This window comes from Paenibacillus sonchi (assembly GCF_016772475.1).
GTDB classification, from domain to species: Bacteria; Bacillota; Bacilli; order Paenibacillales; family Paenibacillaceae; genus Paenibacillus_AQ; species Paenibacillus_AQ sonchi.
The window spans coordinates 136186-152140 of the sequence record NZ_CP068595.1 but is presented as its reverse complement, the minus strand read 5'-3'; the positions used below and the strand labels follow the sequence as shown (position 1 = coordinate 152140).

The window sequence follows — 15955 nt, the reverse complement described above, 5'->3', positions numbered from 1 at the left end:
AAGGATGAATACACTTTTGGGATATTGAGGCATTGCGGGTTTCTTTGACGCCGCCCCTAACTTTGGATACAATCATAAAGAGTTTATCGGGCTTCATGATTACATATAGCAGTACATAGAACAGGAGGCAATTGCACATGAATGTAATACCCGAACCTCTCCCGGGCGGATCAGCACTCGCCCGCGACTATATACATCATTATGAAAAGGTAGGACATTTGTACGGTGGGGACTTCCGCAGTGCGGAGAGCAGAGCGGAACGTGCAGCATGGCTGGACAGCACTGAAGGGCTGCGGGCTGACCGTGCCGGGATTGCTGAGTGCTTACGGCAATATAATTTGAAGTGGAACCCCCATCCGGCAGTGATGGATTCTCTGGCGCTTCTGGAGCAGCAGGGTACGCTGGTTGTTACCGCCGGCCAGCAGAGCGGTTTGTTCACGGGTCCGCTTTTTGTCATATACAAGGCCATCACCACCATTCAGGCGGCAAAAGAAGCGGCCGCGCAGCTCGGACGGCCTGTCGTTCCCCTGTTTTGGATTGCCGGTGAGGATCATGACTGGGATGAGGTCAACCATACCTTTATCCTGAACCGCACAGGAGAGGTTACCAAGCTTAAGCTGGACAAAGCCGGGGACCTCCGGTCTTCCGTCAGCAGTATAAAGGTGGAGGAAGAGAGCTGGCAGCAGATCATTGAACAGCTGGATGGCTTGCTGCAGGACAGTGAATTCAAACCGCAAATTATGGAGGTTATCCGCGAATCTTCAGCTGCCGCAGGCAGCTTGAGTGAAGCTTTTGCCAAACTGATGGGCTCGCTGTTCGGCAGATTCGGCCTTATTCTGCTGGATTCGGCAGATCCTGAGCTGCGCAGGCTGGAAGCTCCTATGTTCCAAACGTTGATTGAACACAACGATGAGTTGGAGGCGGCCTATCAAGCTGCAGCAGGTGAGATTACAGACAGTGGCTATGAGCTTCAGGCTGCGGTTGCTGCCGGCAGCGCCAATCTGTTTTATATCCATGAAGGAACACGCCTGCTGCTGCATAAGGAGGAGGGGCGGTTCACAGACCGCAAGGGTACGGTTTCCTTTTCCCGTGAGGAACTGCTGGAGCAGCTGGAAGCCCGCCCTGAACAGTTCAGCAACAATGTGCTGACCAGACCGCTCATGCAGGATTATGTGCTGCCGGTACTGGCAACGGTGCTTGGGCAAGGTGAGCTCGCCTACTGGGCTATTCCACGGCTGGCGTTCAAAGTGGCCGGGGAGCAGATGCCGCTGATTTTACCGCGTATGTCGTTCACTGTTGTGGAAGGTACACTGCATAAGCACATGGACAAATATCAGCTTGTTTTTGGCGATGTTCTTCTGGGCCTGGACAGCAAAAGAAAAGAATGGCTCGCTGCTCAGGATGAGCTGGGGCTTGAACGGCGTTTTGAAGACACAAAGGCTGCTTTCTTAGCCATGTATGAACCGCTGATTGAACAGCTGGGCTCCATTCAGGCGGGACTGCTTAAATTGGGTGCAAACAACAAAGACAAGATTCTGGATCAGATTACATTTCTTCAGGCCAAGGCCCAGGATGCGATGGAGAAGCAGAATGAAGCTGCGCTCCGCCAGTGGGAGCGGATTGAACAGTCGCTGATGCCAATGGGCAAGCTACAGGAAAGAGTGTACAATGTAATGTTTTATCTGAACCGTTACGGCCCTGCGTGGCTGGATGAGCTGATGAAGATCCCTGCGGATTACAGCGGAACCCACCGCATCATTTATATGTAAACAAAGTATAACTTTCAGGAGGTATTATCATGAGTTCATTGTCGAAGGAAAACAGTATTGTAGCGGATATGTCGCTGGCCCCGGAAGGGCATCTCAAAATCGACTGGGTTCGCCAGCATATGCCGGTGCTGAACCGCATCCGTGAACAGTTCGAAGCGGAGCAGCCGTTCAAAGGCCTGAAAGTATCGATCACCCTTCACCTGGAAGCGAAAACAGCTTATCTGGCAAAGGTTGTTCAGGCAGGCGGGGCTGAGGTTACGATTACCGGCTCCAATCCCTTGTCTACTCAGGATGATGTATGTGCAGCGCTGGTTGAAGACGGCATTACCGTGTTCGCCAAATACAATCCGTCACCGGAAGAGTTCAAGGCGCTGAATATCAAGGCTCTGGAAAGTAAACCGGACCTGATCATTGATGACGGCGGTGATTTTGCCACGCTGCTGCATTCCGAGCGTCCGGACCTGATGGAGAACATCCGCGGCGGTGCCGAAGAGACCACTACCGGGATTATCCGGCTGAAAGCATTGCAGAAGCAGGGCATCCTGAAATTCCCGATGGTAGCCGTTAATGATGCCTACTGCAAGTATCTGTTCGACAACCGTTACGGGACAGGCCAGTCAGCATGGGACGGCATTGTCCGCACCACTAACCTGATTGTGGCCGGTAAAACCGTCGTTGTGGTTGGTTACGGCTGGTGCGGCAAAGGTGTGGCGATGCGGGCCAAAGGTCTTGGCGCCAATGTGATCGTTACCGAAGTGGACGCGATTAAAGCGGTGGAAGCCCACATGGATGGCTTCCATGTAATGCCGATGCTGGAAGCTGCAAAACGCGGCGATTTCTTCGTTACGGTGACAGGCAACCGTTATGTCATCCGCGGAGAGCATTATGATGTGATGAAGGATGGCGCGATTATGTGCAACGCCGGCCATTTTGACGTTGAAGTGAATAAGCCTGAACTGTCCGACAGATCGGTGTCCCAGCGTACCGTGCGCAAGAACATCGAAGAATATCAGCTGAAGGACGGACGCAAGCTGTATCTGCTCGCTGAAGGCCGTCTTGTGAACCTGGGGGCTGCTGACGGCCATCCGGCTGAAATTATGGATACGACCTTCGCGCTGCAGGCCCTTTCGCTTAAATATGTGAATGACAATTACAAGACCATCGGCGTCAAGGTTGAGAATGTGCCGTACGATCTCGACGAACAGGTAGCTCGCTTCAAGCTGGAGAGCCTGGGAATTTCCATTGACAGCCTGACTCCGGCACAGGTCGAATATCTCGACAGCTGGAATCTGAACGATTAACCCATAGAACTGAAGCAAGGTGTCCGGGCCATGTGAATGGTTCGGGCACCTTTTTTTATATTGGGGTCCCCGCAAAGTACCTGAATCAGCTTCCTTGCAATGGCCTCACTTTGTGGGGTTATTTTGTGCTGACTTGACAAACAGGAAAATATTACTTTTCTTCGAAAAAAGGTTTTTGATTTTTAATGGCGAATCTATTATGCTTAGGTGGTGTAAAGTGGGGCAAAGTGGGGAATCGGTAATTAGGGGTGGGGAATAATCATGTTTATGGGGGAATACCAGCATAGCATTGATGACAAAGGCCGTATCATTATCCCGGCCAAGTTCCGTGACATGCTCGGAACCTCCTTCGTAGCGACCCGCGGCCTCGACACTTGTCTTTTTGTTTATCCCATGGAAGAATGGGGAATCATGGAGCAAAAGCTCAAAAGCCTTTCACTGATGAAATCGGATGCCCGTGCCTTCAGCCGCTTTTTTTTCTCGGGGGCGACCGAATGTGTATGGGACAAGCAAGGCAGGGTTAATCTGCCGGGGAATTTGCGGCAATATGCCAAGCTGGACAAGGACTGTGTAATTCTGGGCGTTTCGAACCGGGTGGAAATCTGGAACAAGGAGCTGTGGGAACAGTACTTCGAACAGTCAGAGGAAACATTCAACGAGATTGCCGAGAAATTGGTGGATTTCAACTTCGATCTATAACACATACAATATTCGAATACTGCCCTGGAGGGATGCAGCTTGTTTCACCACATCACGGTGCTTAAGGAAGAAGCGACAGAAGGGCTGCACATCAAGAAGGATGGCATTTACGTGGACTGCACGCTCGGCGGAGCCGGACACAGCTCCCTGATTGCCGGGAGGCTCAGCGGCGAAGGCCGGCTGATCTGTCTGGATCAGGATGACTGGGCGCTGGAGAATGCAAGGGAGCGGCTCGCCGAATACGGGGAGAAGGTGGTTTTGGTCAAAACCAACTTCCGCGATCTGGAGCAAGTGCTGAAGAACCTCCCTTTTGTTCCGCAAAAGGACGGTGTGCCCCAAGTAGATGGCATTCTGTACGATCTTGGTGTATCCTCACCCCAGTTTGACGAAGGGGAACGGGGATTCAGCTATAATCATGATGCCCCGCTGGACATGCGGATGGATCAGTCAGCCCAGCTGACCGCAGCCGAAATTGTGAATACCTGGCCTGAACAGGAGATTGCCCGTGTGCTTTTCCAGTATGGGGAAGAGAAGTTCTCACGGCGGATTGCCCGCAAGATTGTAGAGCGGAGAGAAGAACACCCCGTGGAGAGCACGGGAGAATTGGCGGAGCTGATTAAGGAAGGTATTCCGGCAGCCGCGCGCAGAACGGGAGGACATCCCGCCAAACGGAGCTTTCAGGGTCTGCGGATTGCGGTGAACGATGAGCTTGGTGCTTTTGAGGAAGGGCTTCGTGCAGCGGTGCGCTGCCTGGCACCCGGAGGAAGAGTATCGGTTATCACCTTTCACTCGCTGGAGGACCGGATCTGCAAGCAGATTTTCAGCAGCTATTTAAGCAGATGCACGTGTCCGCCTGATTTTCCGTTTTGTGTATGCGGTGCGGAAGGCACCCTGAAGCTGATTAACCGCAAGCCGCTTGTGCCTTCAGAGGAAGAGCTGGAGCTGAACCCGCGCGCCCGTTCGGCGAAGCTGCGGATTGCAGAGAAATTGTAAATAACGATAAAGGAGAGTCAGAGATGGCCTATACCCGCGGCAACTTAGCAGTTCAACCCAAAAGAAAAGAAGAGGCAGACAGGCTTTACCGCGAGAAGACGAAAGTAGTCACGAGACGAATGGTGCTGCCGCTGCAGGAGAAGCTGCTGTACATGCTGACACTGGGCGTGTTCGTACTGGTGGCTGCCACCCTGATTTGGCGTTATGTGCATATTTACGATTTGAATCTGCAGGCGCAGAAGCTGGATGCCCAGATATCCTCAACCAAAAAGGATATTGCAACCTTTCAGATGGAGAAGCAGACGCTTGAACAGTCGGTGGCCCAGCGGGCTGCAGAGCTTGGATACACCAAGCCGTCTGAGGATTCAACCATCTATGTTCCCCTGAACAGCACAGCCACTAAAGGCGACCATTAATCAGCGATTGGCGGCAATCACAATAATTGAGTATGTGAGGTTGGTTTATGTTAAAAAGAATAAAACTTCGCACGCTGTTTATAGGAGGGTGTATTACCCTCTTTTTTCTTGTTTTAGTTGCCAGGGTATTCTGGGTTCAGGTGCTGAATGGCGAGTACTGGCAGGAGAAGGCCGCCGCGCAATGGGCCCATTCTGCGACGATCAAGGCGGTTCGCGGTGAGATTGAAGACCGCAACGGCAATGTGCTGGCCAGCGATGTCCCGGCGTATACCGTTGTCGTTAACCCTGAGGTCATTGCAGAACAGGGGATCGGACAGGAAGTGATCGATGGACTGCATGAGCTGCTGGGCAAGCCGGTGGACGAGCTTAAGAAATTAGTTGAAGCCAAGGATGAGAAGAGCGGCAAATATCTCAAAAACCGCGAGATCCGCAATGAAGGCTGGAAGATTAACAAGGAGCTTAAGGATAAAGTCGTTGCCTTTTATGAGGAATTGGGCAAGAAACATGATATCCGGGAGACCGGGGTCGGTGTCGTCACGGAGCAGAAGCGCTACTATCCCAAAGATACGCTAGCCGCACATATCCTGGGTTATACTGACAGAGACGGCAAGGCGATCATGGGGCTGGAGAAATATTTTGACAAGCAGCTCAAAGGTACCGACGGCAAGTTGTCCTATCAAAGTGACGGCAAGGGGATCAAGCTTCCTAACTCCCAGGATACCTACCAGCCTGTGGTGAACGGGAGCAATTTCAAGCTGACGATAGACAGCACGATTCAACACTATATTGAAGAAGCAATGAAAAAGGCTTATGACAAATACAGGCCCAAGACGATTAGTGTCATAGCTGCCGATCCGAATACGATGGAAATCCTCGGTTTGGCGAATATGCCTACCTTTAACCCGAATGAATTCTGGGATCCTAATCAGGATGCTGCAGGTTTTTATAATCACGCGATCAAATCCAGGTATGAACCGGGTTCAACTTTTAAGATTGTTACACTGGCTGGAGCCGTGGAGGAGAAGCTGTTCAATCCTGAGGAAAAATTTCAATCCGGTCAAATTTACATCAAGGGGTACAGTAAGCCGCTCCATGATATCAACAGAGTAGGCTGGGGTAGGATTAGTTTCCTTGATGGTGTGAAGCGCTCCAGCAACGTAGCCTTCGTTAAGCTCGGGTTTGAGATGCTTGGTCCGGAACGGCTGCTGCAGTATATCGATGATTTCGGCTTCAATGAAAAGACCGGAATTGACCTGCCGGGAGAAACTATTGGTATCGTCAATCCTGACCCGAACAGGTCTGTCGAAAATGCAACCCTGGCCTACGGCCACGGCAAGGTGCTGGTTACACCGATTCAGCAGTTGACGGCTGTGGCAGCCATCGCCAACGGCGGCAAACTGATGGTTCCGCATGTCGTCAAGGAGATTAGCGACCCTAATACCGGGAAGAAAACTGTTACCCAGCCTGAAGTGGTGCGCCAGGTCATTTCGAAGGAAAGCGCCCGGAAAACAGGGAGCTACCTGGAACAGGTGGTTGCGGACCAAGTCAAAGGAACCGGCCGCCATGCCTACATTGAAGGCTATCGTGTGGCGGGTAAGACCGGTACTGCGATTAAGGTCAACGGTACGGATTATGACCGGAACAAGGTGCTGTCTTCCTTTATCGGCTATGCGCCGGTAAATGATCCGAAGATTGCGGTGATCGTTATTATCGATGAGCCGCAGGACGGGGAAGGCGGGGGGGCGGTTGCTGCTCCGGTATTCCAGGAGATCGTATCTCAGGCGCTGCCTTATATGGGAGTGCCCAAGGCGAGTACGGAGACTGCCGACAGCACTTCCAAAACGGTTAAGGCTACCGCTCCCGCCCAACGCTCCGCACCGGATCTGACTGGCAAAACGATGCAGGCGGCCAGACAACTGCTGATTGATCAGGGCTTTGATTTTGAAGCGGTGGGCGAGGGTACAACCGTTGTCAGCCAATATCCTGAAAAAGGGACGCCACTGGCATCAGGACAGCGCATTTATCTGCTGAGCCAGCAGGGGGACAAGCCCGTGATCCCGGATTTGAAAGGGCAGTCGCTGCGGGACGCTCTGGAAGTCCTCAGTTTGCTCAAAGTGGGGATTGCAGTAGAGGGCGAAGGTTATGTGTCTGGGCAGGCCCAAGGACTCAAGAATGGCAAGACACTGGTTACACTCAAGCTCAATCCGGTAAATGAATACGGCGAAAACATTCCTGTTCCTACTGTGGAGGAAGAAAAGCCGGAAGAATAGAGCCTGCGGCATAGGCTTGTTCTAACCCCTGTTTGTCCTGAATAGTCATGAAGATAAGAGCTCATGTCTAGAGCAGCGAAAGAGGGGGAACGGAATGAAGGTTTCAAAAGTTGTCACTCGCCGGAGAATGCTGTGGACGCTGCTGGGACTGGCCGTGTTGTTCGGCTCTCTGGCCGTGCGGCTGGCCTATGTGCAGCTGTCCGAAGGCGAAAAACTGAGTGCCAAGGCAGAAAGCCAGTGGCGCCGCAATATTCCCTTTACCGCCAAACGCGGTGAAATCTTGGACCGGGAAGGGATTGCGCTCGCTTATAATATCAGCTCCCCGACGGTTTATGCAGTTCCGGTACAAGTGAAGGAAAAGGAAAAGACAGCACAGACTCTGGCTCCACTGCTCGGCATGAGCGAGATGAAGCTGATAACTTTGCTGTCCAAAAGTCAGTCATCGGTGAAGCTACAGCCCGGGGCCGCAAAATTACGATGGAGCTGGCCGCGAGCATCCGTGATTTGCAGCTGCCGGGCATCGTTGTGGCTGAGGATAACAAGCGGTTTTATCCCTACGGCGATCTGGCGGCCCATATTCTTGGCTTCACCGGTATCGACAATCAGGGCATTACCGGGGTAGAGAGCATATATGACAAGCTGCTGCAAGGCAGCGCCGGCGATATCTCGTATCTGTCTGATGCCGGGGGCAGGCTGATGCCCGGTTCTTCGGAAAAGTATTCAGCTCCCCAGGACGGCCTTAATCTGCAGCTGACGATAGACAAGCAGATTCAGTCCATTATGGAACGCGAGCTGGATCAGGCGATGGTGAAATATCAGGCTCAGGGCAGCTGGGCGATTGCGATGAACCCGAAGAATGGCGAGATTCTGGCGATGGCCAGCAGACCGGGGTATGAACCTGGGGCTTACAAGGAATATGACGCCGGGGTCTATAACCGCAACCTGCCGATCTGGATGACTTACGAACCGGGGTCCACCTTCAAAATTATTACTTTGGCCGCCGCGCTCCAGGAGGGCAAGGTGGATTTGCAGAATGATCACTTTTTTGATCCCGGCTATATAGAGGTGGGCGGAGCCAAGCTGCGCTGCTGGAAAAAGGGCGGGCATGGCAGCCAGACCTTCCTGCAAGTGGTGGAGAACTCCTGCAATCCGGGTTTTGTGGCGCTGGGACAGCGGCTGGGCAAAGATAGCTTGTTCAAATATATCCGTGATTTCGGTTTTGGCGCCAAGACCGGCATTGATCTGAACGGGGAGGCAAAGGGAATCCTGTTCAAGCCTGCACAGGTGGGACCGGTCGAGCTGGCGACTACTGCATTTGGGCAAGGGGTGTCTGTTACGCCGATTCAGCAGATAGCTGCGGTTTCGGCGGCCATTAACGGGGGAAGCTCTACACGCCGCATGTCGCCAAGGCCTGGATCCATCCGGATACCGGGGAGACTGTATCGGAGGTGAAGCCGGAGATGGTGCGTCAGGTCATCTCGGAGGAAACCTCGAAGAAGGTGCGTGCTGCCCTTGAGAGCGTGGTTGCCAAAGGCACAGGCCGGCCGGCTTTTATCGACGGCTACCGTGTGGGAGGCAAAACAGGGACGGCACAAAAGGTAATTAACGGCCGGTATTCTCCTACCGAACATATTGTATCGTTTATCGGCTTTGCACCGGCGGATGATCCGCAGATCGTAGTGTATACTGCAGTGGATAATCCGAAGGGCATTCAGTTCGGTGGCGTTGTGGCAGCTCCAATCGTGCAAAATATTCTGGAGGATTCCCTGCATTACCTGAAGGTCCCGGAACGTAAAGACCAGCTCCCCAAAACCTATAAATACGGTGAAACTCCCATTGTAACAGTTCCCGATCTTACAGGGGCCACAGTCCAGGATATTTACGAGGATCTGAATATGAACTTTACACTGGCGCGATCCGGAACAGGTAATACAGTAATCAACCAGGCGCCAAAAGCGGGTGCCAGAGTCGAACGCGGTTCGACCATCCGGATTTATATGGGTGCCGAAGATGGGAAATAATGTTGGATATCTTCTTTGAAGAGTGAGGGATGGCTATGAAAGTAAAGGAATGTGCTTCTTGTCTTGCAGCTTCGCGTCTATATGGGGATGGAGAAACGGAAATTACGGGCCTTCAGGCGGATTCACGCCGGGTCAAGCCCGGTGATTTGTTCATTTGCCTGCCGGGTTTTACGGTGGATGGGCATGATTTTGCCCCGCAGGCTGCCGCAAACGGCGCTTCTGCCCTTGTCTGTGAGCGCAGGCTTGATATTGATCTGCCGCAGATTGTGGTGGATGACTGCCGGTTCGCGATGGCTGTATTGTCGAATGCTTTTTTCGGCTCACCGAGCAGCCGGATGAGAATGATCGGCGTGACCGGCACGAACGGCAAAACGACAACTACCTATCTGATTGAGCGAATTATGCAGGATCAGAACATCAAGACGGGTCTGATCGGAACGATACAGATGCGCTATGACGGGCAGACCTTTCCTGCATCAGGGACCACACAGGAATCACTTGAGCTGCAGCGTACGCTTAGCGATATGGCCCAAAAAGGCGTACAGTGCTGTGTTATGGAAGTTTCCTCCCATGCGCTCCAGCAGGGGCGGGTGAAGGGGACAGATTACCGCACCGCTATATTTACCAATTTGACCCAGGATCATCTGGATTACCATCATACGATGGAGGAGTACCGCGCGGTCAAAGGGCTGTTTTTTTCCCGGCTCGGAAACGTAATTTCGCCCTGGAAAGAGGAGCGCAAATATGCCGTGCTGAACGCGGATGACGAGGCAAGCGCCTATTTTGCCGCACAAACTGCCGCAGAGGTCATTACATACGGCATCGACAGTCCTGCGAATGTCCGGGCTTCGCAAATTTCCATCACGTCTAAAGGAACTTTTTTCCATGTGGATACGTTTAAGGGAGAGACTGACATTTCACTGCGGATGGTCGGCAAATTCAATGTGTATAATGCGTTGGCTGCAATTACCGCAGCTCTGCTGGAGGATGTGCCGCTTGAAGAGATTAAGGCCAGCCTTGAATCCGTAGCCGGAGTGGCCGGACGTGTGGAGTCTGTTGACGAAGGCCAGGATTTTGCAGTAATCGTAGACTATGCCCATACCCCGGATGGATTGGAAAATGTGCTGCGGGCGGTTTGCGAGTTTGCCACCGGCAGGGTGCTTACCGTCTTCGGGTGCGGCGGGGACAGAGATACGACCAAACGTCCGCTGATGGGCAAAATTGCTGCAAAATACAGTGATCATGTCTTCGTGACTTCAGACAATCCGCGTACCGAAGATCCGCAGCTGATCCTGAAGGATATTGAAGCAGGTTTGCAGGAAGATGGAGTGGCCCAGGACCGCTATGACATGATTGTGGACCGCCGGGAAGCCATCAGAAAAGCTATTGAAATGGCAAGCCCCAGCGATGTAGTATTGATTGCGGGGAAAGGTCACGAGACCTATCAGCTGATCGGCGGAGTGGTTCATGATTTCGATGACCGCGTCGTCGCCAAAGAAGTTATAAGGGGCCGAAGCTATTGATTACAAGAACGCTGCGAAACATCGCTGCCATGTGCGGGGAGAGCTGTCCTCCGCTTATGATATGGATAAGAGCATTGCGGGAGTCGTTACCGACTCCCGCAAAATTACGCCTGCCTGTCTGTTCGTTCCGCTGATTGGAGATCATTTTGACGGACATGATTATAGTGCCGCCTCCTTGGCGGCAGGCGCCGCCGCCACCTTATGGCAGCGGGATAAGGGTGCAGCTCCTGAGAATGGCAGTGTGATCCTGGTGGATGACACGCTCACCGCGCTGCAGAAGCTGGCCTCCGCTTATTTAAGCCAAATCGCGCCGCAGGTGGTCGCCGTTACCGGCAGCAACGGAAAGACAACCACGAAGGATATGATTACAGCCTTGCTGGAGGGACAGTACAAGGTTCACAAAACCCAAGGGAATTTCAATAACCATATCGGTCTTCCGCTGACGATTCTCTCCATGAGCGGGGATGTTCAGATTGCGGTCCTGGAGATGGGGATGAGCTCGCGCGGCGAGATTGCTCTGCTGGCTGCTTTGGCGCCGCCCGATGTGGCTGTCATTACCAATGTAGGCGAATCCCATTTGCTGCAGCTGGGCTCCCGCAAGGAGATTGCCCGGGCCAAGCTGGAAATCGCCGGAGGATTGAAGCCGGGAGGTCTCCTGATTTATAACGGAGACGAACCGCTGCTCTCCGAGGTGATGGCGGAGCCTGCGTTCCGGGCTCCGGAGGGGATGAGAACCTTCCGCTTTGGCTTGTCTCCAGACAATGCCGACTACCCTACAGGGATGATGACGCATATGGGGGGGATGACCTTTACTTCCCACCTTCATGCGGAGCATGCCTTCACCTTGCCGCTTCCAGGGCGGCATAACGTGGTGAATGCTCTGGCAGCGCTGGCGGTTGCCCGCCACTACAGCATATCCGAGGACAGCATTGAGGAAGCCTTAAGCAGGCTTAAACTGACCGGTATGCGGATTGAAATGATGCAGGCGGCTTCAGGCCTTACCATGCTGAATGACGCCTATAATGCAAGTCCCACCTCGATGAGAGCAGCCATTGATGTGCTGCAGGCCATGAAATGCAGCGGCAAAAGAATCGCTGTGCTGGGGGACATGCTGGAACTTGGGCCGGATGAGGTGCTTTTCCATGAGGAGATCGGCCGTTACCTTGATCCTGCCCAGACAGATCTGGTGTTTACCTTTGGACCTCTTTCTGCGCACACCGCCCGGAAGGCGGAAGAACGGTTTGGTCCTGAGCGCGTGTTTGCTTTTACGGATAAGAAGGAGCTTACGGCAGCCCTGACCGGCCGGACCGATCCAAGGGATGTGGTGCTGTTCAAAGCTTCGCGGGGAATGCGCCTGGAGGAAGTGCTGCACAGCCTGAACGACCATTCTCAGGCGGAACCAAACTAATGGAGGGGGTGTACCCATGGATTATCAACTACTTCTGCTGACTATTGCTGTGTCCTTTATCCTTGCGGTCATTGCCGCTCCGCTCTTCATTCCGCTGCTGCGGAGGATGAAATTCGGACAGCAGGTCCGTGACGACGGACCACAAACCCATTTGAAAAAAGCCGGAACACCTACGATGGGCGGCATTATCATCATGGTGGCCTTCACATTGTCTTTTCTGAAATTTTCAGTCGTGAACTCTGACTTCTATGTTCTGCTGGTAGCCGCGCTAGGCTATGGGCTGATCGGCTTCCTGGACGACTATATCAAAATTGCGTTCAAGCGTTCCCTGGGGCTGACGCCGCGGCAGAAACTGCTGGGCCAGCTGCTGGTCGGAGCGGTGATGTGCGGACTGCTGATTAACGCGGGGCATAATACCGGCATCAGTATTCCGGGCACATCCATCAGCGTTGATTGGGGCGGCTGGTTTTACTATCCGTTTATTATTATCATGATGATGGCTGTAACAAATGCCGTGAATTTTACCGATGGTGTAGATGGGCTGCTGTCAGGCGTCAGTGCGATTGCGCTCGCTGCCTTTGCCGTGGTGGCGATGCAGGCTACCTCGATTGCGGCTGGCGTCTGTGCGGCGGCAATGATCGGTGCGGTCCTTGGCTTTCTGGTGTTCAATGCGCATCCGGCGAAGGTATTCATGGGCGATTTCGGTTCTTTCGGGATTGGCGGCGCTATAGGGGCGATTTCCATTGTCACCAAAAGCGAGCTGCTGTTTGTTGTAATCGGCGGTGTGTTCGTTATTGAAATGCTGTCTGTCGTACTGCAGGTCGCCTCGTTCAAAACACGCGGCAAACGCATTTTCCGCATGAGCCCGATCCATCATCATTTTGAGCTGGGCGGCTGGTCGGAATGGCGGGTAGTTGTCTCTTTCTGGGCGGTTAGCCTGGTGCTGGCGGCAGTTGGATTAATCTTGAGCAAGGGGTTGTAAAGAATGGAGCATCCAGATCAATACCGTGGTAAGGAAGTGGTCGTCCTGGGCCTAGCCAAAAGCGGCGTTCAGGTGGCCAAGGTGCTGCATGAGCGCGGCGCGGCCGTAACGGTTAACGACAAAAAGGAAAGAGATCAAAGTCCCGAAGCTTCCGAACTGGAATCTTTGGGAATTTCTGTTATATGCGGCGGTCATCCGGAGGGATTGATTCATCCGGGTGTGAGCCTTGTGGTTAAGAACCCGGGGATCCCCTATTCCGTGCCTCCCGTTCAAAAAGCGCTGGAACTGGGCATCGAGGTAGTGACGGAGGTGGAGGTAGCCTACCATCTGTGCGCGGCGCCAATGATCGGCATTACCGGTTCGAACGGCAAGACGACGACAACCACCTGGGTGGGCCGTATGCTGGACGCTGCGGGAATGCACCCTATCGTGGCCGGGAACATCGGCACACCCCTCTGCCAGGCCGCACAGGAGGCTCACGCAGACAACTGGATGGTTGTCGAGCTTAGCAGTTTTCAGCTAAAAGGCACAAAAGCGTTCCGCCCCAAGGTGGGCTGTCTGCTGAATGTGGCCGAGACTCATCTGGATTATCATGGCGGAATGGAGGATTACATAGCCTCCAAGGCCAAGCTGTTTGCCAATCAGGGGCCAAGCGATACTGCGGTGCTGAACTGGGATGATCCGGTCTGCCGGGAGCTGGTGCCTTATATCAAGGCAGGCATTCTTCCGTTCTCCATGACTGAGGAGCTGGTTCAGGGGGTCTTTGTCCGTCCGGCCTTTGTTCCGGATACTGAAGATGACCTTAAGCGGATGATTGTCTACCGGGATTATTCCGAGAGTGAGACGGAAATTGCCGCTGTGGATTCAATCGGCCTGCCGGGCCGCTTCAATGTGGAAAATGCGCTGGCGGCCTGCGGAATAGCCATCGCTGCGGGTGCAGACCCTGCCGGGCTGGCGGAAGTGCTGGCGAATTTCAGAGGTGTGGAGCACCGGCTGGAGTATGTGGCGGATAAGGCGGGGGCAGCTTATTACAACAACTCCAAAGCGACTAACTCCAAAGCGACCTCCATGGCGCTGGCCTCCTTCCGGAAGCCGGTGGTTCTGATTGCCGGCGGACTGGACCGCGGCTCTGACTATATGGAGCTGCTGCCTGTCCTCGGCGGCGTCAAAGCCCTAGTGGCGCTGGGGCAGACCAAGGACAAGCTGGCAGCCGTAGCGGGCATGGCAGGAGTAAAGCGCATTATCTCCGTCGATAATGGGGAGAGCGCCGCCGCCGTGCTGCAAGAAGCCGTGCGGGAGGCTTCCGCTCTGGCGGAAGCGGGAGATATCGTTCTCCTGTCTCCTGCCTGCGCCAGTTGGGATATGTTTACATCCTATGAGGAGCGCGGGCGTATTTTTAAAGAGGCGGTGCATAACCTTTAAGTAGGGGGTGGATAAGCCCCTACTACCGAGTCAAGAGGTGTGCTCCTGATGAACAAATCCCGTCATGCGCCCGATATCTGGATACTGATGGTTATTCTGTCCCTCCTGGCCATCGGCATGGTGATGGTCTACAGCGCAGGGTCCGTATTGGGCTTCCGCAATTATGGCGATTCGTTTTATTTTGTCAAAAGACAGCTTTTGTTCGCGGGGCTGGGACTTGGCGCAATGTTCGTCACCGCGAACACCGATTATCTGGTGCTGAAGAAGCTGGCCAGACCCGCGCTGATTGTCTGCTTCATTCTGCTTGTCCTGGTGCTGATTCCCGGCATCGGCGTTGTGCGCGGCGGAGCCCGCAGCTGGCTCGGCATCAGCTCCTTCGGGATTCAGCCCTCCGAATTCATGAAGATGGGGATGATTCTGTATCTCGCCAACTGGCTGGGCAAGGAGGATTATGATATCTCGGCCTTCACGCGGGGGCTGCTGCCTCCGCTGGCGCTGATCGGCTCTGCCTTTGCCCTGATCATGCTGCAGCCGGACCTGGGGACAGGCACCGTCATGTTTGGCGCCGCCCTGATGATGGTTTTTACAGCAGGGGCCCGGATGAAGCATCTGCTGTCCCTGGGCGCTCTGGGCGTGGCGGGTTTTGCAGCGCTGGTGGCGGCTGCACCTTACCGCCTGCAGCGGATTACGGCGTTTCTGGACCCCTGGTCCGACCCGCTGGGGGCGGGCTACCAGATTATCCAGTCGCTTTATGCGATTGGTCCGGGGGGACTTGGCGGACTGGGGCTCGGCATGAGCCGGCAAAAATACAGCTATGTGCCGGAGCCGCAGACCGATTTTATTTTTTCCATATTGGCTGAGGAGCTTGGGTTTATCGGAGGGCTGATCGTGCTGCTCCTGTTTCTGATCCTGATCTGGCGGGGCATGAAGGTGGCGATGAGCCTCCCGGACCGTTTCGGGAGCTATTTGGCGGTAGGCATCGTCTGTATGGTGGCTGTTCAGGTGGTCATCAACATCGGCGTCGTTATCGGCCTCATGCCGGTTACCGGCATCACGCTTCCGCTGATCAGCTATGGAGGCTCATCGCTGACATTGATGCTCACGGCACTCGGCATTTTACTCAACCTATCCCGTTATGCGAGGTGAAAGAC

Annotated in this window: 11 protein-coding genes and 1 pseudogene; all 12 read left to right on the top strand. The window is 53.9% G+C overall.

Features of this window, described 5'->3' with window-relative positions:
* Positions 1 to 137 precede the first annotated feature (137 nt).
* The 12 genes and pseudogenes from bshC to spoVE all read left to right on the top strand — a co-directional run bounded on the left by bshC (position 138) and on the right by spoVE (position 15950).
* Complete coding sequence (bshC, locus tag JI735_RS00745) at positions 138 to 1769, top strand: bacillithiol biosynthesis cysteine-adding enzyme BshC (RefSeq protein WP_039837009.1); 1632 nt, start codon at positions 138 to 140, stop codon at positions 1767 to 1769.
* 29 nt (positions 1770 to 1798) lie between these two features.
* Entirely contained in the window at positions 1799 to 3070 is a 1272-nt protein-coding gene (locus JI735_RS00740) for an adenosylhomocysteinase (protein WP_020427851.1), read from the top strand.
* 261 nt (positions 3071 to 3331) lie between these two features.
* A complete protein-coding gene (gene mraZ / locus JI735_RS00735) occupies positions 3332 to 3769 on the top strand; it encodes a division/cell wall cluster transcriptional repressor MraZ (protein WP_020427850.1) in 438 nt (145 codons plus the stop codon).
* A gap of 39 nt (positions 3770 to 3808) precedes the next feature.
* A complete protein-coding gene (gene rsmH, locus JI735_RS00730) occupies positions 3809 to 4762 on the top strand; it encodes a 16S rRNA (cytosine(1402)-N(4))-methyltransferase RsmH (RefSeq protein ID WP_039837016.1) in 954 nt (317 codons plus the stop codon).
* Positions 4763 to 4785: 23 nt separating this feature from the next.
* The gene (locus JI735_RS00725) at positions 4786 to 5178 is read left to right on the top strand and encodes a hypothetical protein (RefSeq protein ID WP_020427848.1); all 393 of its coding nucleotides are present in this window, start codon (positions 4786 to 4788) and stop codon (positions 5176 to 5178) included.
* Between the two features lie 47 nt (positions 5179 to 5225).
* Positions 5226 to 7448 (top strand): penicillin-binding transpeptidase domain-containing protein, encoded by a 2223-nt coding sequence (locus tag JI735_RS00720; RefSeq protein ID WP_039837017.1) that lies wholly within the window; start codon positions 5226 to 5228, stop codon positions 7446 to 7448.
* A 94-nt stretch (positions 7449 to 7542) separates the two neighbouring features.
* Positions 7543 to 9469: pseudogene (locus JI735_RS00715) on the top strand (stage V sporulation protein D).
* 35 nt (positions 9470 to 9504) lie between these two features.
* Positions 9505 to 10992, top strand: coding sequence for a UDP-N-acetylmuramoyl-L-alanyl-D-glutamate--2,6-diaminopimelate ligase (locus tag JI735_RS00710; RefSeq protein ID WP_039837023.1), 1488 nt, complete (start codon positions 9505 to 9507; stop codon positions 10990 to 10992).
* Between the two features lie 31 nt (positions 10993 to 11023).
* Positions 11024 to 12400, top strand: coding sequence for a UDP-N-acetylmuramoyl-tripeptide--D-alanyl-D-alanine ligase (locus JI735_RS00705; RefSeq protein ID WP_325175566.1), 1377 nt, complete (start codon positions 11024 to 11026; stop codon positions 12398 to 12400).
* A 16-nt stretch (positions 12401 to 12416) separates the two neighbouring features.
* Positions 12417 to 13382, top strand: coding sequence for a phospho-N-acetylmuramoyl-pentapeptide-transferase (mraY, locus tag JI735_RS00700; protein ID WP_039837020.1), 966 nt, complete (start codon positions 12417 to 12419; stop codon positions 13380 to 13382).
* A 3-nt stretch (positions 13383 to 13385) separates the two neighbouring features.
* Positions 13386 to 14804, top strand: a complete 1419-nt coding sequence (gene murD, locus JI735_RS00695; RefSeq protein ID WP_039837021.1) for a UDP-N-acetylmuramoyl-L-alanine--D-glutamate ligase — start codon at positions 13386 to 13388, stop codon at positions 14802 to 14804.
* Positions 14805 to 14852: 48 nt separating this feature from the next.
* Entirely contained in the window at positions 14853 to 15950 is a 1098-nt protein-coding gene (gene spoVE, locus JI735_RS00690) for a stage V sporulation protein E (RefSeq protein ID WP_202676932.1), read from the top strand.
* Positions 15951 to 15955: the final 5 nt, after the last annotated feature.